Genomic DNA, 18187 nt, shown 5'->3' with positions numbered 1-18187 from the left:
AACGTACCGGTAAGTAATGATGCGAGGCATTCGCATCGGAGCCCCAGGCCGCGAGGCCGGCTTGCGCCGTGCCGTCGCGACAAAACCTGACGCACTGGTTCCATAACGCACCGTGTTCGCGGCAAGTTGACACGTTGCTTGCGCCCCTCGGGTTTCCCCGGAGGAGCACGCGTATCCGCGGTCGGCGCCCCATCCGGCCGCCGCCGCGGCGGCGCTGCAAACCGGCTCGCGCACCGTCGGGGCGACGCTTATACTGGCGTCCATCCGTCCCTTTCCCCGGCAACCGGATCGCGGCCGGTCGCCAGACCGCCGCCGTCTCGAGGCGCTCAAATTGCCCGATCACAATCTGGACAAACTGAAGATCGACCGGCGTCCGCTCGCACCGGCGCCCCGTCGCCGCCGGTGGCTCCGCTATGCGGCGGCCGCCGCGCTCGTCATCGGCGCGATCGCCGCCGGTCTCGCACTCACCGGCCGGCCAGCCGTCGAAACCACCGCCGTCACGTCAGCCTACCCGTACCAGAACGACACGCAACTCAATGCGACCGGCTACGTCGTGCCGCAACGCAAGGCCGCGGTCGCGTCGAAGGGCCAGGGGCGCGTCGAATGGCTCGGCGTGCTCGAAGGCACGCGCGTGAAGCAGGACGAGATCATCGCGCGGCTCGAAAGCAACGACGTGCGAGCATCGCTCGCGCAGGCGCGCGCGCAGGTGCAGGTGTCCCGCGCGAACCTCGGCGTCGCGCAGGCGGAACTGAAGGATGCGGAGATCGCGTTACGACGCACGTCCGCGCTCGCGCCGCGCGGCGCCGTGCCGGCCGCGCAGCTCGACACCGACACGGCCCGCGTGAACAAGGCGCGCGCGACGCTCGACAGCGACCAGGCCGCGATCGCGTCCGCCGAGGCCAACGCGCAGGCCGCGCAGGTGGCGGTCGACCAGACGGTGATCCGCGCGCCGTTCGACGGCATCGTGCTCGCGAAGCACGCGAACGTCGGCGACAACATCACGCCGTTCTCGTCCGCGTCGGACAGCAAGGGCGCGGTCGTGACGATCGCCGACATGGACACGCTCGAGGTCGAGGCCGACGTCGCCGAATCGAACATCGCGAAGATCCGTGCCGAGCAGCCGTGCGAGATCCAGCTCGACGCGCTGCCCGACATGCGCTTCGCGGGCCGCGTGTCGCGCATCGTGCCGACCGTCGACCGCTCGAAGGCCACGGTGCTCGTGAAGGTGCGCTTCGTCGACCGCGACGACCGCGTGCTGCCCGACATGAGCGCGAAGATCGCGTTCCTGTCGAAGCCCGTGTCGGCGCAGGACCGGCAGCCCGTGACGGCCGTGCAGGCCAGCGCGGTCGTGGAGCGCGACGGCCGGCCGGTCGTGTTCGTCGTGAAGGACGATGCGGTGCGCGCCGTGCCCGTGACGCGGGGCATGCGGATCGGCGAACTCGTCGCGCTCGCCGGCGTGAAGCCCGGCGACACGGTCGTGCTCGCGCCGGGCGCGAAGCTGAAGGACGGCACGAAAGTGACCGTCGCGAAGAAGTAGCGCACGCGTGAACGATACCCCGCCGCCCCTCGTCGAGATCAGCCACGTCGCGAAGTCGTACCGGCGCGGCAACCAGATCGTGCCCGTGCTGACCGACATCACGCTCGATATCCGCGAAGGCGACTTCGTCGCGCTGATGGGGCCGTCCGGCTCCGGCAAGAGCACGCTGCTGAACCTGGTGGCCGGCATCGACCGGCCCGACAGCGGCGAGCTGCGCGTGGGCGGGCTCGACATCTCGCTGCTCGCGGAGGCGCAACTGGCCGAATGGCGCGCGGCGAACGTCGGCTTCATCTTCCAGTTCTACAACCTGATGCCGGTGCTCACTGCGTTCGAGAACGTCGAGCTGCCGCTGATGCTCACCCACCTGTCGCGCCGCGAGCGGCGCGAGCGCGTCGAACTCGTGCTCGACATGGTGAACCTCGGCGACCGGACGAGCCATTACCCGTCCGAGCTGTCGGGCGGCCAGCAGCAGCGCGTCGCGATTGCGCGCGCGCTGATCACCGATCCGGTGCTGATCGTCGCCGACGAGCCGACCGGCGACCTCGACCGCGCATCGGCCACCGACGTGCTCGCGATGCTGCAGCGAATGAACGCCGAGCTCGGCAAGACGATCATCATGGTGACCCACGACGCGCACGCGGCCGGCGCCGCGCGCTCGCTCGTGCATCTGGAAAAAGGGGAGCTGATCGATGGGCACGCCGGCTGACCGGCTGCGGGAGCGCGCGCGATGTACGTGCTGAAGCTGATCGCGCGCAATGCGCTGCGGCACCGGCTGCGCACGCTGCTGACCGTGCTCGGGCTCACCATCGCCGTACTCGCGTTCGGGCTGCTGCACACGGTGGTCGACGCGTGGTACGCGGGCGCGGCTGCCGCCTCCAGCGGGCGGCTCGTCACGCGCAACGCGATCTCGCTCGTGTTTCCGCTGCCCGTGAGCGACGAGAACCGGATCCGCGGCGTCGAAGGCGTGACGGCCGTGGTCCGCTCGAACTGGTTCGGCGGCATCTACCGCGACCCGAAGAACTTCTTCGCGAGCTTCGCCGTATCGGACAACTACCTCGACCTGTACCCGGAATTCATCATCCCGGCGCAGCAGCGCGCCGACTACGATCGCGACCGCCGCGGCTGCCTCGTCGGCCGCCAGCTCGCGACGCAATTCGGCTTCAAGATCGGCGACGTGATCCCGCTGAAGGGCACGATCTACCCGGGCACATGGGATTTCGTCGTGCGCGGCATCCTGGACGGCCGTGACGACTCGACGATCACGCGGCAGCTGGTGTTCCACTGGGAATACCTGAACGAGACGGTGCGCCAGCGCACGCCGAAGCAGGCCGACCAGGTCGGCGTATTCGTGCTCGGCATCGCGAACCCCGACGACGGCGCGTCGATCGCGCGCCACGTCGACGCGGTGTTCAAGAACTCGCTCGCCGAGACGCTGACCGAAACCGAGCAGGCGTTCCAGCTCGGCTTCGTCGCGATGTCGAACCAGATCATCGCGGCGATCCGCCTCGTGTCGTACGTGGTGATCCTGATCATCATGGCCGTGATGGCCAACGCGATGGCGATGAGCGCGCGCGAACGCACGGCCGAATACGCGACGCTGAAGGCGCTCGGCTTCGGCCCCGGCTTCCTCGCGCTGATCGTGTTCGGCGAATCGGTCGTGATCGCGGTGGCCGGCGGCGGGCTCGGGATCCTCGCGACGCCGCCCGCCGCGAGCCTGTTCAAGCAGGCGGCCGGCGGCATCTTCCCGGTGTTCAAGGTGTCGACCGAGACGGTCGTGCTGCAGGCCGCGTGCTCGGTCGCGGTCGGCTTCGCGGCGGCGATCGTGCCGGCGTGGCAGGCGGCGCGCGTGCGCGTCGTCGAAGGCCTCAGGGCAATCGGCTAGGTCGGCACATGGCGATCCCGCTCAACTACATCGCGCGCAACCTGTGGACCCGGCGGCTCACCACCGCGCTGACCGCCGGCGGGATGGCGCTCGTGATCTTCGTGTTCGCGACCGTGCAGATGCTCGATGCGGGGCTCACGAAGACGCTCGTGTCGACCGGCGAACCCGACAACGCGGTGGTGATCCGCAAGGGCGCCGAAACCGAGATCCAGAGCTCGATCGACCACCAGCAGGCCAATGCGCTCGAAATGCACCCGGCCGTCGCGCTCGGCCCCGACGGCCGGCCGCTCGTGTCGAAGGAAGCGGTCGTGCTGATCTCGCTGGTGAAGACCTCGACCGGCAAGCCGTCGAACGTCGTGATCCGCGGCGTGTCGCCGTCGGGCCTCGCGCTGCGTCCGCACGTGAAGCTCACCGCCGGTCGCATGTTCGCGCCCGGCTCGTCGGACATCATCGTCGGCAGCGCGATCGCGAAAGGGTTCAGCGGCACGCAGCTCGGCGACAGCCTGCATTTCGCGCAGCGCGACTGGACCATCGTCGGCATCTTCGACGCGGGCGGCAGCGGCTTCGATTCGGAGATCTGGGGCGACGTCGACCAGCTGATGCAGTCGTTCCGGCGCACCAGCTATTCGTCGATGGTGCTGCGCATCCCGAGCGCCGACGGCTTCGCGCGCTTCAAGGCCGACATCGACGTCGACCCGCGCCTCACCGACGAGGCCAAACGCGAACAGACCTTCTACGGCGACCAGTCGAAGGCGCTGTCGACGTTCATCAACATCCTCGGCATCACGCTGTCGACGATCTTCTCGATCGCCGCGATGATCGGCGCGATGATCACGATGTATGCGTCGGTCGCGAACCGCGTCGCCGAGATCGGCACGCTGCGCGCGCTCGGCTTCAAGCGCACGAACGTGCTCGCCGCGTTCCTGCTGGAAGCGCTGCTGCTCGGCTTCGTCGGCGGTGCGGCGGGGCTCGCATGCGCGTCGCTGATGCAGTTCGCGTCGTTCTCGACGACCAACTTTCAAACTTTCGCCGACCTGTCGTTCCGCTTCGTGCTGACGCCCGCGATCGTCGTGAAGACGCTGCTGTTCTCGCTGGTGATGGGGCTCGTCGGCGGATTCCTGCCGGCAATGCGCGCCGCCCGGCTGAAAATCGTCGATGCGCTGCGCGCGCAGTGACGCGCGCCGCCGCTCACGTTCAACGTTCGTGCGGCACCCACGCGCCGTGGAACCCGGCCGGCACGCGGCGCGGCAGGTGCACGGTGGCAACCGGCCCCGCGTCGATCGCACGCGCATCGAGGATCACGACCTCGCTCGTATCCGTCGCCGCGCGGTAGATCATCACCAGCAGCCAGCCGTCGTCCTCGTCCGCGCCGCCCGGGCGCGGCACGAACACCGGCTCGCTGTTCTGGTCGCCGGGCGGCACCGCATAGCGCGTCGTCGTACCGCTCGCGTGATCGAAACGCATCACGCCGCGCATTTCCACCGGGTTCGGCTGCTCCACCGCATACAGGTAGCGGTAGCGGCGCCCCGTCCGGCTTTCGTTGATGCGCGGCATCTCGATGCCGCCGTCGGCCAGCGGCCCTTCGTCGATCAGCCCGTTCGCCGTATCGATCACGTAGCGCCACAGCTCGCCGACCGGGTTGTCGGCGAAGCGGCCCGTGCCCGCGTCGAGCCGCAGGTACGACGGATAGCGCACCGCATCGAGCACGATGCACGACGCGTCGCAGTCGTATGCGTTCACGACGTGCAGGATGAAGCACGGCTCGACGTCGAACCACCGCACCGCGCCGCCGTGGCGCGGAATCACGCCGATGCGCGCGGGCCGGTCGTCGTGCCAGCGCAGCGGCATCCGGTGGCCCTGCTTCAGCAGCGAGAAGTCGTAGCCGACGTTCAGGTCGAGCAGCAGGCTGCGGGTTTCGGTGATCGCGAGGTCGTGCATCATCGACGGCGCGTTCAGCGCGATCTCGACATCGACGCGCTGCACGCCCTGCGCATCGGCCACGCCATAGCGCAGCCATGGCGCGCGCCAGTCCGCGCGGAACGCGATCAGCTCGCCGGTCACCGGATCGACCTTCGGATGCGCGGTCATCCCGCCGCCGAGGCCCGCGTGCCGCACCGGCGCGCCGAGCGACTCGAGCGAGGCCGTGATCGCGAACGGTGCGCCGCCCTCCGACAGCGCGAGCAATTCGCCGGCATGCTGCAGCACGTTCACGTTCGGATTGGTGTCGGGCAGTTGCGATGCTTCTTCAGGCGCATGCACGGCGGCCCAGCGCTGCGTGCGCGCCCAGCGGTTCCTGTAGCCGGTCGCGCGGCCGCCTTCGAACGCGATCGCGTGCAGCATCGCGGCTTCCGGCCACCACGACAGCACGCCGTTCCCGTCGAAGCGGCCGCCCGGCGGATTCGGGCCGTTGCGCAGCAACGTGCCGGCGAGTTCGTGCGGGATCGCGCCCGTCACGCGCAGGTCGACGAGATCGACCTCGTCGGCAACCGGCGCGAGCGCGCCACGGTTCAGATCGAATGCGGTCATGGCGTCCGATGCTCCTGTCAGCAGTCTTCGGTGGACGGCGGCAGCTCGCCGCGCGCCAGTGCGAGCGCGTGGTCGCGCACGTCGTCCGGCCAGCCGGCGATCAGCTCGGCGACGCGTGTCAGGTCGTTCGCATACAGCGCGCGCGCGGCTTCCTCGAAACCGGGCAGGTCGCCGGCCATCGCCGACATGAAGTGGTACGCGCGCGCCTGCGCGTCGCGTCGCCGGTCGGCTTCCGCGTGCGTGCGTCGTGCATCCTCGACGAGCTTGCGCAACGCGACCGACGCACCGCCCGGCTGCGTGGCCAGCCATTCCCAGTGACGCGGCAGCAGCGTGATCTCGCGCGACACGACGCCGAGCTTCGGCCGGCCGCGGCCGCGCTGCTCGCCCGCGCCGGCCGGCTCGCCTAAGCCGGCCGATGCATCGGCGGACGGCGGCGCATAGCGCGCGCGGATCTCGTCCGCCGTGCCGCGCAGGTCGAGGTCGATCGAACGGCCGGTCGCGTCGTCGAAGATCAGGATCGCGGCGGACATCGCATCGCCGGCAGCCTGGCGAACCGCGAGCGCGACGGTCGCGAGCGGGCCCGACGCGAGCCGCCGGTGGCCGTCGAACGCCGTGTAGGAAGGAAGCAGTGTGGTGGTCATCGTGGTCGCCCGCAGTCTGGAATCGGAATGACGATATTTTTATCCGGGTATAAATTGGATGTCAATATCATCCGGGTAAAAATATGTCGACAACATCCGCACCGCACTCCGGTCGATCGATTCAATTGCTGAATCGATCGAGTCAGCAATTGGCATGAAGGCACAAATTCCGACATGACAGAATGGCCTGGACGCCCGGCCCGGCGTCCGGTGCCCGGCCTCCGCCGGCGGCATCCATACACAACATGCGCGCACCGACGCGTCTGCCGCACGACGGCACCTTCCGCCCTTCGGAGGAGACAGTCATGAATCCGCTTCAAGCGCTGCCGGCGTCCGCGTCGGCAACGGCCCGGCGCACGCGGGTGCGCTGGCTGGTGCTGGCCGTCCTGTTCGCGGTCACGACGATCAACTACGCGGATCGCGCGGCGATCGCGATCGCGGGCCCGAGCCTCGCCCGCGCGCTGCACCTGAGCCACGTGCAGATGGGCTTCATCTTTTCCGCGTTCGGCTGGTCGTACGTGATCGCGCAATTGCCGGGCGGCTGGCTGCTCGACCGCTACGGGTCGCGCATCGTCTACGCATTCAGCATCTTCTTCTGGTCGCTGTTCACGCTGCTGCAAGGCGGGATCGGCTTCTTCGGCGGCGCGGTCGCGTTCGCGCTGCTGTTCGGGCTGCGCTTTCTCGTCGGCGCGGCCGAGGCGCCGTCGTTCCCGGCCAACAGCCGGATCGTGTCCGCGTGGTTCCCTGCGCCCGAGCGCGGCACCGCGTCGGCGATCTTCAACGCCGCGCAGTACGCGGCGACCGTCGTGTTCGCGCCGCTGATGGGCTGGCTCGTGCACGCGTTCGGCTGGCAGTCGGTATTCGCGGTGATGGGCGTGCTCGGCTTCGCGTTCGTCCTGGTGTGGAACCGCACGATGTTCGACCCGAAGGACCACCCGACCATCAACCGCGCGGAACTCGACTACCTCGCCGAGGGCGGCGCGCTCGTCAACATCGACCAGGCGAGCGGCGGCCGCGACGGCGGCCCGTCGATGCGCCACGTGAAGGCGCTACTGAAGAGCCGGATGCTGATCGGCGTGTACGTCGCGCAGTACTGCATCAATGCGCTCACCTATTTCTTCATCACCTGGTTTCCCGTCTACCTCGTGCAGGCGCGCGGGATGTCGATCCTCAACGCGGGGCTCGTCGCGTCGATCCCGGCCGTGTGCGGGTTCCTCGGCGGGATTCTCGGCGGCGTCGTGTCCGACGGGCTGCTCAAGCAGGGCCGCTCGCTGTCGGTCGCGCGCAAGGTGCCGATCGTGGTCGGCATGCTGCTGTCGATGTCGATGATCGTCTGCAACTACACCGATTCGCACGTGCTCGTCGTGCTGTTCATGGCGCTGTCGTTCTTCGGCAAGGGGCTCGGCGCGCTCGGCTGGGCCGTCAACGCCGACACCGCGCCGCGCCAGATCGCGGGCTTGAGCGGCGCGCTGCTCAACACGTGCGGCAACCTCTCCAGCATCACGACGCCGATCGCGATCGGCTACATCGTCGACCGCAGCGGCTCGTTCAACGGCGCGCTCGTCTACGTGGTCGCGCACGCGCTCGTCGCCGTGATCTGCTACCTGTTCGTCGTCGGCGAGATCCGCCGCGTCGAGCTTCAATGAACGGCGCGGGCCGCACCGGCGCAGCCGGCAGCCCGTGCATCACCGGAACCAGGAGCGAACCGATGTCCGAATCCCGCCGTGCCGGCACCCCGCACGTCACGCGCATGCAGGTGATTCCCGTCGCCGGCCGCGACAGCATGCTGCTCAACCTGTGCGGCGCGCACGCGCCGTACTTCACGCGCAACCTCGTGATCCTCGACGACAGCAGCGGACACACGGGCGTCGGCGAAGTGCCGGGCGGCGAAGGCATCCGCCACGCGCTCGAGCGCATGACGGATCTCGTGGTCGGCCAGTCGATCGGACATTACCTGGCGACGCTCAACGCGGTGCGCGCGGCGCTGTCCGGCACGGGCCCGGGTGCGGGCCGCACGATCCGGCACGAGGTGACGTCGGCCGGCGAAGCCGCGGTGCTGCGCCAGCCGCACGAGATCAACCTGCGGCTCGACAACGTGATCACCGCGATCGAGGCCGCGCTGCTCGACCTGCTCGGCCAGCATCTCGACGTGCCGGTCGCGGCGCTGCTTGGTGAAGGCCAGCAGCGCGACGCGGTGCCGATGCTCGCTTATCTGTTCTACCTCGGCGACCGGCGCCGCACCGATCTGCCGTACCGCGACGAGACGCACGCGTCGGATGCATGGTTCCGGCTGCGCAACGAGGAAGCACTCACGCCGGCCGCGATCGCGCGGCAGGCCGAGGCCGCGGTCGAGCGCTACGGCTTCGCCGATTTCAAGCTGAAGGGCGGCGTGATGGCCGGCGCCGACGAGATGGAAGCGATCGCCGCGATCAAGGCGCGCTTCCCCGATGCGCGCGCGACGCTCGACCCGAACGGCGCGTGGTCGCTCGACGAGGCCGTCGCGCTGTGCCGCGGGCAAGGCCACCTGCTCGCGTATGCGGAGGATCCGTGCGGGCCGGAAGGCGGCTATTCGGGCCGCGAGGTGATGGCCGAATTCCGCCGCGCGACGGGCATTCCGACCGCGACCAACATGATCGCGACCGACTGGCGGCAGATGGATCATGCGGTGCGGCTGCAGGCAGTCGACATCCCGCTCGCCGACCCGCATTTCTGGACGATGCAGGGCTCGGTGCGGCTTGCGCAGCTGTGCCGCGACTGGGGGCTCACGTGGGGCTCGCATTCGAACAACCACTTCGACGTGTCGCTCGCGATGTTCACGCATGCGGCGGCCGCCGCGCCCGGCACGATCACCGCGATCGACACGCACTGGATCTGGCAGGAAGGCGACGCGCGGCTCACGCGCGAGCCGCTGAAGATCGTCGGCGGCCAGGTGGCCGTGCCGGAGCGGCCGGGGCTCGGGATCGAGCTCGACATGGCGCAGGTCGAGGCCGCGCATGCGCTTTATCGGCAGGTTGGCGGCACGGCGCGCGACGACGCGGTCGCGATGCGCTATCTCGTGCCGGGGTGGACGTACGATCCGAAGCGGCCGAGTGTCGGGCGGGGGTGAGGGTGGTGGTGGGCGGCGGCGGGTAGTTGCCAAACACGGCAAACGCCCGCATCCTGCCGGCTGCCTGAATCGGCCTGCACGGCGAACGGTTCGGCTGCCCGTCCACCCGAATAAGAACCGCCCGTCATGACGTCTTCCGATCCGACACCGCGACAGCTCATCGTCTACATCCTGTATTCGGTGCTGGGCCTGCCCGCGAGCATGACCGCCGCTGGCTATGTCGCGCCGCTGATCACGCGGAACGTGTCGAACTTCGAAGGCGGCGCCGGCTACGCAACGTTGTGGTGGCTCATCCTGCTGACCTGCGCGTTCTACGCGTTGTCGTTCGTCATTTTCGCGCTGCTGCGGAAGAGAACGGTGATTCTCGCAATCGTCACGATGGCGCTCGCCGCGTTGGCGGTGCCGACGTTCAGGCTCGCGCACGAACTGCTGACCTGACTGACCGGCCACCGGTCGACCCGCCCCGCCACGTCGAGTGCGGCGCCTGGGTCCGGCGTGCCATCGCGGACCCGCAAAAACAAAAAGGGCTCGACCTTGTGATCGAGCCCTTCAAATTCCGTTGGTGGAGCGGAGGAGGATCGAACTCCCGACCTTCGCATTGCGAACGCGACGCTCTCCCAGCTGAGCTACCGCCCCAACAGTCAACCATCATACACACGCATTTCTGCGCTTGGCAATAGGGGTTGAATCGCCCCTCAAACCTACTTTGACGGCGCGCCAGCCAGCACCCATTCGACCACCGAACGCACGTCGGCGTCACTCATGCGCGGGTGCGCGGGCATCGGAATGGCGCCCCAGACGCCCGAGCCGCCCTCCTTCACCTTCTTCGACAGCTTGGCCACGGCCTGCGGATCGGCCTTGTAGCGGGCGGCGATATCCTTGAACGACGGGCCGACGAGCTTGCGGTCGACCGCGTGGCAGCCCATGCACGCGTTGCCGCGCGCGACCTTCAGGCCGTCACCGACATCCGCGTGCGCGCCGCCCAGCGTACCCACCACGAGCGCCGCGGCCGCGGCGCCCTGCACCATCCACTGTTTCATCTGCTTCATCTGCCTGTTCTTCATTGCGACGGGGCCTTCGGGTTGCCCGGATGCACGTTCGACGAATTCGAGATCGGTGCGGGCGGCTGCAGCGGCGTGGACTGCACCGACGCGTCGGGCACGGCGCCCACCGTCGCGGTATCCGCCGGCGCGGCGGCAGCCTGCGCGCCGGATGCGCCGCTCGCGGGCGCTGCGTTCTGCAGCGCCTGCGCGTCCTGCGGCTTCACGTACTGGAACACCTTCACGACCTTCTCGACGCCCGGCACCTGGCTGGCGGCTTCCGCGCCGCGATTGCCCTCGTCGACCGTCACGAGCCCCATCAGGTAAAGGTTGCCGCGTTCGCTGACGACCTTGTAGTAGTTCGACGAGATGCCCTTCGTCGCGATCAGCTCGGACTTCACGCGCCCTTCGAGGTACGAGTCGTTCGCGCGCGACGACAGCGACGACGCCGGCTCGACCGACAGCTCGTTGACGATGCCGTTCACGTTGTTGATGCCGCGCACGATTTCCTCGGCGCGCTGCTTCGATGCATCGTTCGGCACTTCGCCCGTCAGCAGCACGCGGCGGTTGAACACCGTCACGTTCACGTGCGACTGGTCGGGCAGCCCGTTGTTGATCTGCGTGAGCGACTTGACCTGGATCTCGCGATCTTCCGTCTGCGCGCCGAGCGTACGGCGATCGGTCGCGATCAGCGCGCCGCCGCCGGCCGCTGCGCCCACGACCCCGAGCACACAACCTTGCAGCGACACGGCGAGGCCCGCCGTCAGCGCAGCGAGCAGCGTGGTTCTGACGAGCGTCTGTTTGACGCGGCTTTGATTCATCGACGGCTCTCCTTCGTTCAATCCTCACCCAGCAGCATCGCGTCGATGCCGTCGCACAGGCAGTGGATGGTCAGCAGATGGACTTCGTGGATGCGCGCCGCGCGAACGGCGGGCACGCTGATCGGAATATCGGTATCGGACAACGCGGCGGCGACCGCATGGCCGTCGCCGCCCGTCAGCGCGACGACGGTCATCTCGCGCTCGTGCGCTTCGTCGATCGCCGCCAGCACGCGCGGCGACGCGCCGGCCGGATCGAGCACCAGCAGGATGTCGCCGGTCTGGCCGAGCACGCGCACCTGCTGCGCGAACAGCTGATCGGCGGACACCGCGCCCGCGAGGCCGCCCTGCGACGCGTCGGTGGCCAGCGCGATCGCGGGCAGGCCCGGGCGCTCGCGCTCGAAGCCGCCGACGAGGGACACGGCGAGGTAGTGCGCGGCGGCGGCCGACGGGCCGTCACCGCACGCGACGATCTTGTTGCCGTTCGCCAGCGCGGCGAACATCGCATCGACCGCGGCTGCGATCGGCAGCGACAGCGCGTCGGCCGCTTCGGCGTGAAGCGCGGCGCTGTCGCGGAAATGTTGCTGAATACGTTCGACTGACATCGATTCCTGGTGAACTGGGCGCGTGGCACGCATCGCGCGACATCGTGGGTGCGGCGAGTTTACCGTACTCCGGCACCCTCTCCGGGGGTCCGGCAAGAACTCTTTACATCTCGTCACAGCTCGCCGCTACGCATCGTCGGCACGAAATGCGTCGCGCAGCCACGCGAGCCGGCCGGCCTCGAATGCGACGACGTCGAAGCGGCACGCGGCGCCGGCGCCGTGCCGCGCCCAGAACTGGAGCGCGGCCGCCACCAGGCGACGCCGCTTGCGCCAGCCGACGCTCGCGGCCGCGCCGCCATGCCGGACGCTGCGCCGCGCGCGCACCTCGACGAACACGAGCATGCCGTCGGGCTCGCGCATCACGAGATCGAGCTCGCCACCGCGCATCGTCACGTTCGCCGCGACGAACCCGAGGCCGCGGCGTTCGAGAAACTGCCGCGCACGCAGCTCGAACGCCGCGCCGACCGGTTTGGATCGTGCCGCATCCGAAAAGTTGTCGCCGGCGCGTGCCAAACCGCGCCCGTCGCCCGGCCGGGCCGGCGCCGCGTGGCACAATGCCGTCCTTGTTCCGCTTGCGCCGCGATTGCGCGCATTGCCTGCCATGACTGCCCTCCTCGAACTCGCGCACACGCAGCACTACCCGGACGCCGCGCTCTACGTGGTCGCCACGCCGATCGGCAACACCGCCGACATCACGCTGCGCGCGCTGCACGTACTCGGCCTCGCCGACCGCATCGCGGCCGAAGACACCCGCAACACGGGCCAGCTGCTCGCCCGCTACGGGATCTCGAAACCGCTCGTCGCCGTGCACGAGCACAACGAACGCGAAGCCGCGCAACGCGTGATCGAACTGCTGCGCGGCGGCGAACGCGTGGCCTACGTATCGGACGCCGGCACGCCCGGCATCTCGGACCCCGGCGCGCGGCTCGTCGACGCGGTGCGCGCCGCCGGCTTCGCGGTGATCCCGCTGCCGGGCGCGAGCGCGGCCGTGACCGCGCTGAGCGTGGCCGGCGACTGGGCCGGCGCGTTCACGTTCGCGGGCTTCCTGCCGCCGAAGACGAAGCAGCGCGCGACCGCGCTGCAGGCGCTGGTATCGCACCCGTATGCACTGGTGTTCTACGAAGCCCCGCACCGGATCGCCGAAACCGTCGCCGCACTCGCCGACGCATTCGGCCCCGCGCGCAGGCTGCTGATCGCGCGCGAGCTCACCAAGCTACACGAGCAGTTGTTCCAGGGCACCCTGGCCGAAGGACAGACCTGGCTCGCCGGCGATGCGAACCGGCAGCGCGGTGAGTTCGTGCTGGTGGTCGAAGGCGCACCGGCGACGAGCGGCGAAGCCGACGACACCGCGCACGACGCGCTGCTCAAGCTGCTGCTGGAAGAGGTGCCGGTGAAGAGCGCGGCCAAGCTCGCGGCCGCGCTGACGGGCGCGTCGCGCAGCACGCTGTATGCGCGTGCGCTGGTGCTGAAGGACGAAAGCTGACGCGCGAGACGGCCGGCCGGCAGCGGGAAGCCGGCGCCGGCATCGCGCCGCGCAGGAAAGACAAAGGGCTGCTCGCGGGCAGCCCTTTTGCATGAGCGGTCGAGCCGCTGCGTTACTTCGCCGAGACCGACGCGAACATTTCGTCGCGAGCCTCGCGCGCTTCCTGCGGCGACAGCCCTTCGATCTTCACGCGGCCCGTGCCCGCATGCACGAGGCCGATCATCTTGGCAGCCGCATACGACAGGTCGAGCACGCGGCCGCGCTTGAACGGCCCGCGGTCGTTGACCTTCACGACGACCCACTTGCCGGTCGACGCGTTCGTCACCCTGATGTACGACGACAGCGGCAGCGTGCGGTGTGCGGCGGTGAGTGCGTTCATGTTGAAGCGCTCGCCGTTCGCGGTGCGGCGGCCGTGGAAATCCCGCCCGTACCACGATGCGCGGCCCGTCTGGCGGAACTCGGACACATCCTTGCCGTCGATCGGCTCGGCGTCCGCCAGCGACGACTTCTTCGCGTCCTTGCTGTCGGCAGCGGGCATCGATGCCAGTGCGGAATCAAAACTGAGTTGCTGCTTGTCGTCGTCCGCCTTAGCGGCAGCGGCCGTCTTGTCGACCGCTTTCTTCTGGTTCGCGCTGCTGGTGGTCTGGCTGGGTGGCACCGCGCAGCCCGTCAGCGCGAAAAACAATGCAATGGTCCCGAATCGACTCGGAAAACGTAAATTCATCGACGTGTCGCCTTCTGGTTCGGGCCGCTGCTTCATCACGCCGATTCACAGCGCAGATATGCGGCCCGGACGGCAAATGCGTGCACGCCCCGCTCGGATGCGAGCAGGCGGCTAGCATGGGCGCGGCTTTCGTCTAGGCCGCAACCGTCCTGATTAGCTTTCACGTCTGGCACAACCTGTCCCCAACAGCCTGACCAGACCCCACATGCCGCCATCGAACATGGCTTCACGTTCGCGCGCGTCGAAACGACCGACTCACAGGAACGGCGGCACAGGCCCCATCCGGCGGCGCGGCAGCAGGGCCGCAGGCGGGCGCGCAGCACCCGGCCGGACAAGACGTGAGCACCGAATATTCGGTGCTGGATACACCGCCGGACTCCCCGGCGGCTGATGCTTGACGGTGCCTCCGACGCCCCTTTTTTAACGGGGCCGAAACACCAGCGAATTGCGTGAAATTCACGTGCAATGGGGCGCATTATACATAAACCAAAAGGTTGTCTCGGAAAGCGCCCGTCGGGGACCATTGATTCTCGCTATGGCGGTAACAATCGACATGCTCCGGGAATGCCCGGAGGCGCGCACCGAGACGCGCGTCGCACGACCGGCAGGCAGCACGCGCGACCGGTACAATCGCTCCTTTTAGCCGCCGGTGCCTCCATGAAAGTCACGCTCATTCCGGTCACGCCGTTCCAGCAGAACTGCTCGCTGCTCGTCTGCGAAAAAACGGGCCGCGCCGCCGTCGTCGATCCGGGCGGCGATCTCGACCGGATCGAACAGGAAGTCGCGCGGCAGAACGCGCAGGTCGAGAAGGTGCTGCTCACGCATGGGCACATCGATCACTGCGCGGGCGCGAAGACACTCGCGACGCATTACGGCGTGCCGATCGAGGGGCCGCAGGAAGAAGAGCGCTTCTGGATCGAGAAGCTGCCGATGCAGAGCGAGCGCTTCGGCTTTCCGGCCGCCGAAACCTTCGAGCCGGATCACTGGCTGAACGACGGCGACACCGTGCAGTTCGGCGACGAGACGCTCGAGGTCTATCACTGCCCGGGCCACACGCCCGGCCACGTGGTGTTCTTCAGCCGCGCGCATCGCGTCGCGATCGTCGGCGACGTGCTGTTCGCGGGCTCGATCGGCCGTACCGATTTCCCGCGCGGCAACCACGAGGATCTCGTCCGGTCGATCAAGGAGAAGCTGTGGCCGCTCGGCGACGACGTGACGTTCGTGCCGGGCCACGGCCCGGTGTCGACGTTCGGCGACGAGCGCCGCACCAACCCGTTCGTGTCCGACAAGGTATTCGGATGAACCAGACCGCCATCCCGGAAATCTACGTCAGCACCGACGTCGAGGCCGACGGCCCGATTCCCGGCCCGCACTCGATGCTGAGCTTCGCGTCGGCCGCCTATACCGAGGACAAGCAGCTGATCGCGACGTTCTCGGCCAATCTCGAAACGCTGCCGGGCGCGCAGGCGCACCCGGTGCAGGAAGCGTGGTGGAAGACCGAGCCCGAAGCATGGGCCGCGTGCCGGAAGGATCTGCAGGCGCCCGAAGCGGCGCTGCTCGCGTACGTCGACTGGGTCGAGGCGCTACCCGGCAAGCCGGTGTTCGTCGCGATGCCGGCGGGCTTCGATTTCACGTTCATGTTCTGGTACATGATGCGCTTCGCGGGCCGCTGCCCGTTCTCGTGGTCGGCGCTCGACATCAAGACGCTCGCGTTCGCGATGACGGGCCTGCCGTACCGCAAGGCGATCAAGCCGCGCTTTCCGAAGCACTGGTTCGACGACCATCCGCACACGCACGTCGCGCTCGACGACGCGATCGAGCAAGGCGCGCTGTTCTGCAACATGCTGGCCGACCTGCGCCGCCAGCAGGCCGCGCTCGCGGGCCTCGCGGTGTCGGACACCGATCGGTCGGAAAACGCGGGGGCGGGACAAAATCCTACGGATCCGCGAGCAAATTAGCGAATCTCGCTCAACAACGCGACGCCAGATTGCCTTTCCTTTCCCGGCCCTCTAACATTCAGCGTGTTGTAGCTGCCGCATGGAGGCGCAGGTGACGCTCGATTCCTTTTCGCAAAAAATCCTTCGCCTGTTGCAGCTCGACGCGCGCCGTTCGGTCCAGGAAATCTCGGACCAGGTCGGCCTGTCGAGCACGCCGTGCTGGCGCCGCATCAAGGACATGGAACAGTCGGGCGTGATCCAGCGCTACACGGCGCTGCTCGATCGCGAGAAGCTCGGCCTGCACGTCTGCGCGCTCGCCCACGTGCACCTGACCCGCCACAACGAAGGCGGCGTCGAGCAGTTCGAGCGCGAGATCTCGACCTGCCCGGAAGTCACCGAGTGCTACAGCACGACCGGCGAAGCCGATTACATCCTCAAGATCGTCGCGCCGGACATCAAGGCCTACGACGTGTTCCTGCACGAACGCATCTTCAAGATCCCCGCCGTGTCGCAGGTGCGCACGAGCGTCGTGCTGCGCGAGATCAAGTTCGACACGCAACTGCCGCTGTAACGCGCCGGCACGCGCGGGCGGCCTTCCATCCCGTGTGCCCGCGGCGGGTCACGCCTGCGCGGGCATCGTGCGCGTGAAGCCGATCCGGCGCGCGCCGAACTCGCGCTCCAGCGCGTCGGCGCCGAGCCGGCCGGCCAGCGCCGCGTCGGTCTCGTGCGGATCGCAGGCAAGCGTCACGTCGATCTCGAGCCCCGTACTCAGGTAATGCAGGTTGATGGCCGCCGCATGCAGCCCGCGCTGCGCGAGCGCGGCCTCGAGCCGTGCCACGATCTCGCCGCGCGGCGGCAGCGCGAGCGCCGGACGGCGCGCCGCGTCGTTCTCCGGGTCGACGTGGATCAGCGCATCGAGCACGCGCGGATCGTGCAGCACGCGCGCACGCGCGGTCTCGGCGATGTAGTGCCCTTCGGAGACGGAGATTTTCGGATCGACGAGGATGTGCGCGTCGACGAGCGCGGCATCGCCCATCTTGCGCGTGCGCAGGTCGTGCACGTCGCGCACGCCCGGCGTCGCCGCGAGCAGCGCGCGGATCTCGTCCGTATCGGTCGTGTCGAGCGCGCGGTCGGAGAGGTCCTGCAACGCGTCATAGCCGAACGTCCAGCCCATACGCGCCACCATGAAGCCGACGATCGCCGCCGCGATCGGGTCGAGCAGCCGCACGCCGGCCAGGCTGCCGACGATGCCGATCGCGACGACGAGCGACGATGCGGCATCCGAACGCGCATGCCATGCGTTCGCGACGAGCAGCGCCGAACGGACGCGCCGCGCTTCGCGCAGCATGTAGCGAAACAGCGCCTCTTTCGACACGAGCACCGTCAGCGCGACGAGCAGCGCGGAAAAATGTACCGCCGGAATGTTTTCGAGATTAACGAGGCGGTCGCCGGCCCGCCAGAGCATGCCGACGCCAACCGCAATCAGGATAGCGCCGAGAAACAGCGACGCGACGGTCTCGTAGCGGCTGTGGCCGTAATTGTGGTCGGCATCCGGCGATGCGCCGCTATGCCGATTCGCAACCAGCACGACAAAATCCGAGATCAAATCGGAAATCGAATGCACCCCGTCAGCAATCAATGCCTGCGAATGGGCAATCACGCCGACGACGATCTGAAATGTCGCAAGCACGACATTCAGCACAATACTGACGAACGTGCTCTTGCGTGCAACCGCGTGCTTATCTGCGCTCTGCGCGTCGCCGGAAAACGTGGACATGAAATATGGGATATGGGTGTACGGAAACCCGATTCTATCAAGGGCGCCCCGCGAACCCGGCCAATACCCACAAATTTCTTATTTAAATCAATCGCTTATGCGAACGGGTCG

19 protein-coding genes and 1 tRNA gene are annotated in these 18187 nt (G+C 68.3%); 11 read left to right on the top strand and 9 right to left on the bottom strand.

Translation table 11 applies throughout. From position 1 onward, the window contains the following. The first annotated feature begins 331 nt into the window (after positions 1-331). From CFB47_RS01335 to CFB47_RS01320, 4 genes are read left to right on the top strand one after another with little or no spacing between them, the layout of a single operon-like run. Positions 332-1537, top strand: a complete 1206-nt coding sequence (locus tag CFB47_RS01335) for an efflux RND transporter periplasmic adaptor subunit (protein WP_089460322.1) — start codon at positions 332-334, stop codon at positions 1535-1537. 7 nt (positions 1538-1544) lie between these two features. Further along, on the top strand, positions 1545-2243 hold the full coding sequence (locus CFB47_RS01330; RefSeq protein ID WP_089460321.1) for an ABC transporter ATP-binding protein: 699 nt from the start codon (positions 1545-1547) through the stop codon (positions 2241-2243). A 21-nt stretch (positions 2244-2264) separates the two neighbouring features. Continuing rightward, on the top strand, positions 2265-3419 hold the full coding sequence (locus tag CFB47_RS01325) for an ABC transporter permease (protein WP_089439003.1): 1155 nt from the start codon (positions 2265-2267) through the stop codon (positions 3417-3419). Between the two features lie 8 nt (positions 3420-3427). Then, positions 3428-4594 (top strand): ABC transporter permease, encoded by a 1167-nt coding sequence (locus tag CFB47_RS01320; RefSeq protein ID WP_089460320.1) that lies wholly within the window; start codon positions 3428-3430, stop codon positions 4592-4594. Between the two features lie 19 nt (positions 4595-4613). Here the strand turns inward: CFB47_RS01320 and CFB47_RS01315 are convergent, their stop codons facing one another. Next, positions 4614-5945 carry a carotenoid oxygenase family protein gene (locus CFB47_RS01315; protein ID WP_089460319.1) on the bottom strand — a complete coding sequence of 444 codons (1332 nt, stop codon included), beginning with the start codon at positions 5943-5945 and terminating at the stop codon, positions 4614-4616. Positions 5946-5962: 17 nt separating this feature from the next. Further along, positions 5963-6586, bottom strand: a complete 624-nt coding sequence (locus CFB47_RS01310; RefSeq protein WP_089460318.1) for a DUF2239 family protein — start codon at positions 6584-6586, stop codon at positions 5963-5965. A 305-nt stretch (positions 6587-6891) separates the two neighbouring features. Here CFB47_RS01310 and CFB47_RS01305 point away from each other — a divergent pair, with 305 nt between their 5' ends. From CFB47_RS01305 to CFB47_RS01295, 3 genes are all read left to right on the top strand, one after another. After that, positions 6892-8232, top strand: coding sequence for an MFS transporter (locus CFB47_RS01305; protein WP_089460317.1), 1341 nt, complete (start codon positions 6892-6894; stop codon positions 8230-8232). Positions 8233-8294: 62 nt separating this feature from the next. Then, positions 8295-9692 carry an enolase C-terminal domain-like protein gene (locus CFB47_RS01300; protein WP_089461326.1) on the top strand — a complete coding sequence of 466 codons (1398 nt, stop codon included), beginning with the start codon at positions 8295-8297 and terminating at the stop codon, positions 9690-9692. Positions 9693-9818: 126 nt separating this feature from the next. Continuing rightward, positions 9819-10130, top strand: coding sequence for a hypothetical protein (locus tag CFB47_RS01295; protein ID WP_089460316.1), 312 nt, complete (start codon positions 9819-9821; stop codon positions 10128-10130). Between the two features lie 122 nt (positions 10131-10252). Here CFB47_RS01295 and CFB47_RS01290 read toward each other — a convergent pair. The 5 genes from CFB47_RS01290 to CFB47_RS01270 form a co-directional block, all read right to left on the bottom strand. Next, positions 10253-10328 (bottom strand) — tRNA-Ala (locus CFB47_RS01290). A gap of 65 nt (positions 10329-10393) precedes the next feature. Then, positions 10394-10741 carry a c-type cytochrome gene (locus tag CFB47_RS01285; RefSeq protein WP_373453128.1) on the bottom strand — a complete coding sequence of 116 codons (348 nt, stop codon included), beginning with the start codon at positions 10739-10741 and terminating at the stop codon, positions 10394-10396. 11 nt (positions 10742-10752) lie between these two features. Continuing rightward, a complete protein-coding gene (locus CFB47_RS01280; RefSeq protein WP_089438996.1) occupies positions 10753-11553 on the bottom strand; it encodes a BON domain-containing protein in 801 nt (266 codons plus the stop codon). A gap of 17 nt (positions 11554-11570) precedes the next feature. Next, a complete protein-coding gene (locus CFB47_RS01275) occupies positions 11571-12155 on the bottom strand; it encodes an SIS domain-containing protein (RefSeq protein WP_069246887.1) in 585 nt (194 codons plus the stop codon). Positions 12156-12281: 126 nt separating this feature from the next. Next, positions 12282-12710, bottom strand: a complete 429-nt coding sequence (locus tag CFB47_RS01270) for a YraN family protein (RefSeq protein ID WP_179249941.1) — start codon at positions 12708-12710, stop codon at positions 12282-12284. Between the two features lie 46 nt (positions 12711-12756). On the opposite strand from CFB47_RS01270, the gene rsmI reads away from it, so the two are divergent. Further along, positions 12757-13638 carry a 16S rRNA (cytidine(1402)-2'-O)-methyltransferase gene (rsmI, locus tag CFB47_RS01265; protein WP_089455407.1) on the top strand — a complete coding sequence of 294 codons (882 nt, stop codon included), beginning with the start codon at positions 12757-12759 and terminating at the stop codon, positions 13636-13638. Positions 13639-13750: 112 nt separating this feature from the next. Here rsmI and CFB47_RS01260 read toward each other — a convergent pair whose 3' ends face one another. Continuing rightward, positions 13751-14362, bottom strand: coding sequence for a septal ring lytic transglycosylase RlpA family protein (locus tag CFB47_RS01260; protein WP_089455443.1), 612 nt, complete (start codon positions 14360-14362; stop codon positions 13751-13753). A gap of 657 nt (positions 14363-15019) precedes the next feature. Here CFB47_RS01260 and CFB47_RS01255 point away from each other — a divergent pair. The 3 genes from CFB47_RS01255 to CFB47_RS01245 all read left to right on the top strand — a co-directional run bounded on the left by CFB47_RS01255 (position 15020) and on the right by CFB47_RS01245 (position 16870). Beyond that, positions 15020-15664: an MBL fold metallo-hydrolase gene (locus CFB47_RS01255; RefSeq protein WP_089460314.1), complete on the top strand. Its 645-nt coding sequence runs from the start codon at positions 15020-15022 to the stop codon at positions 15662-15664. Beyond that, entirely contained in the window at positions 15661-16320 is a 660-nt protein-coding gene (locus CFB47_RS01250; protein ID WP_039346779.1) for an exonuclease, read from the top strand. Before CFB47_RS01255 ends, CFB47_RS01250 begins: the two co-directional genes overlap by 4 nt. Positions 16321-16399: 79 nt before the next feature. Continuing rightward, positions 16400-16870: an Lrp/AsnC family transcriptional regulator gene (locus tag CFB47_RS01245; RefSeq protein ID WP_011882933.1), complete on the top strand. Its 471-nt coding sequence runs from the start codon at positions 16400-16402 to the stop codon at positions 16868-16870. Positions 16871-16918: 48 nt separating this feature from the next. On the opposite strand, the gene CFB47_RS01240 is transcribed toward CFB47_RS01245, so the two are convergent. After that, positions 16919-18076, bottom strand: coding sequence for a cation diffusion facilitator family transporter (locus CFB47_RS01240; protein ID WP_089455406.1), 1158 nt, complete (start codon positions 18074-18076; stop codon positions 16919-16921). Positions 18077-18187: the final 111 nt, after the last annotated feature.

This window comes from Burkholderia sp. AU27893 (assembly GCF_002223205.1).
Lineage (GTDB): Bacteria > Pseudomonadota > Gammaproteobacteria > Burkholderiales > Burkholderiaceae > Burkholderia.
The sequence above is the reverse complement of the archived record's forward strand: the minus strand, read 5'-3'. Positions and strand labels throughout refer to the sequence as shown.

Coding starts and splice junctions, on each gene's coding strand:
- CFB47_RS01305 (WP_089460317.1), top strand. CDS start 6,892: ATGAATCCGCTTCAAGCGCTGCCGGCGTCCGCGTCGGCAACGGCCCGG.
- CFB47_RS01255 (WP_089460314.1), top strand. CDS start 15,020: ATGAAAGTCACGCTCATTCCGGTCACGCCGTTCCAGCAGAACTGCTCG.
- CFB47_RS01300 (WP_089461326.1), top strand. CDS start 8,295: ATGTCCGAATCCCGCCGTGCCGGCACCCCGCACGTCACGCGCATGCAG.
- CFB47_RS01315 (WP_089460319.1), bottom strand. CDS start 5,945: ATGACCGCATTCGATCTGAACCGTGGCGCGCTCGCGCCGGTTGCCGAC.
- CFB47_RS01260 (WP_089455443.1), bottom strand. CDS start 14,362: ATGAATTTACGTTTTCCGAGTCGATTCGGGACCATTGCATTGTTTTTC.
- CFB47_RS01320 (WP_089460320.1), top strand. CDS start 3,428: ATGGCGATCCCGCTCAACTACATCGCGCGCAACCTGTGGACCCGGCGG.
- CFB47_RS01310 (WP_089460318.1), bottom strand. CDS start 6,586: ATGACCACCACACTGCTTCCTTCCTACACGGCGTTCGACGGCCACCGG.
- CFB47_RS01250 (WP_039346779.1), top strand. CDS start 15,661: ATGAACCAGACCGCCATCCCGGAAATCTACGTCAGCACCGACGTCGAG.
- CFB47_RS01325 (WP_089439003.1), top strand. CDS start 2,265: ATGTACGTGCTGAAGCTGATCGCGCGCAATGCGCTGCGGCACCGGCTG.
- CFB47_RS01275 (WP_069246887.1), bottom strand. CDS start 12,155: ATGTCAGTCGAACGTATTCAGCAACATTTCCGCGACAGCGCCGCGCTT.
- CFB47_RS01285 (WP_373453128.1), bottom strand. CDS start 10,741: ATGAAGCAGATGAAACAGTGGATGGTGCAGGGCGCCGCGGCCGCGGCG.
- CFB47_RS01295 (WP_089460316.1), top strand. CDS start 9,819: ATGACGTCTTCCGATCCGACACCGCGACAGCTCATCGTCTACATCCTG.
- CFB47_RS01240 (WP_089455406.1), bottom strand. CDS start 18,076: ATGTCCACGTTTTCCGGCGACGCGCAGAGCGCAGATAAGCACGCGGTT.
- CFB47_RS01280 (WP_089438996.1), bottom strand. CDS start 11,553: ATGAATCAAAGCCGCGTCAAACAGACGCTCGTCAGAACCACGCTGCTC.
- rsmI (WP_089455407.1), top strand. CDS start 12,757: ATGACTGCCCTCCTCGAACTCGCGCACACGCAGCACTACCCGGACGCC.
- CFB47_RS01245 (WP_011882933.1), top strand. CDS start 16,400: ATGGAGGCGCAGGTGACGCTCGATTCCTTTTCGCAAAAAATCCTTCGC.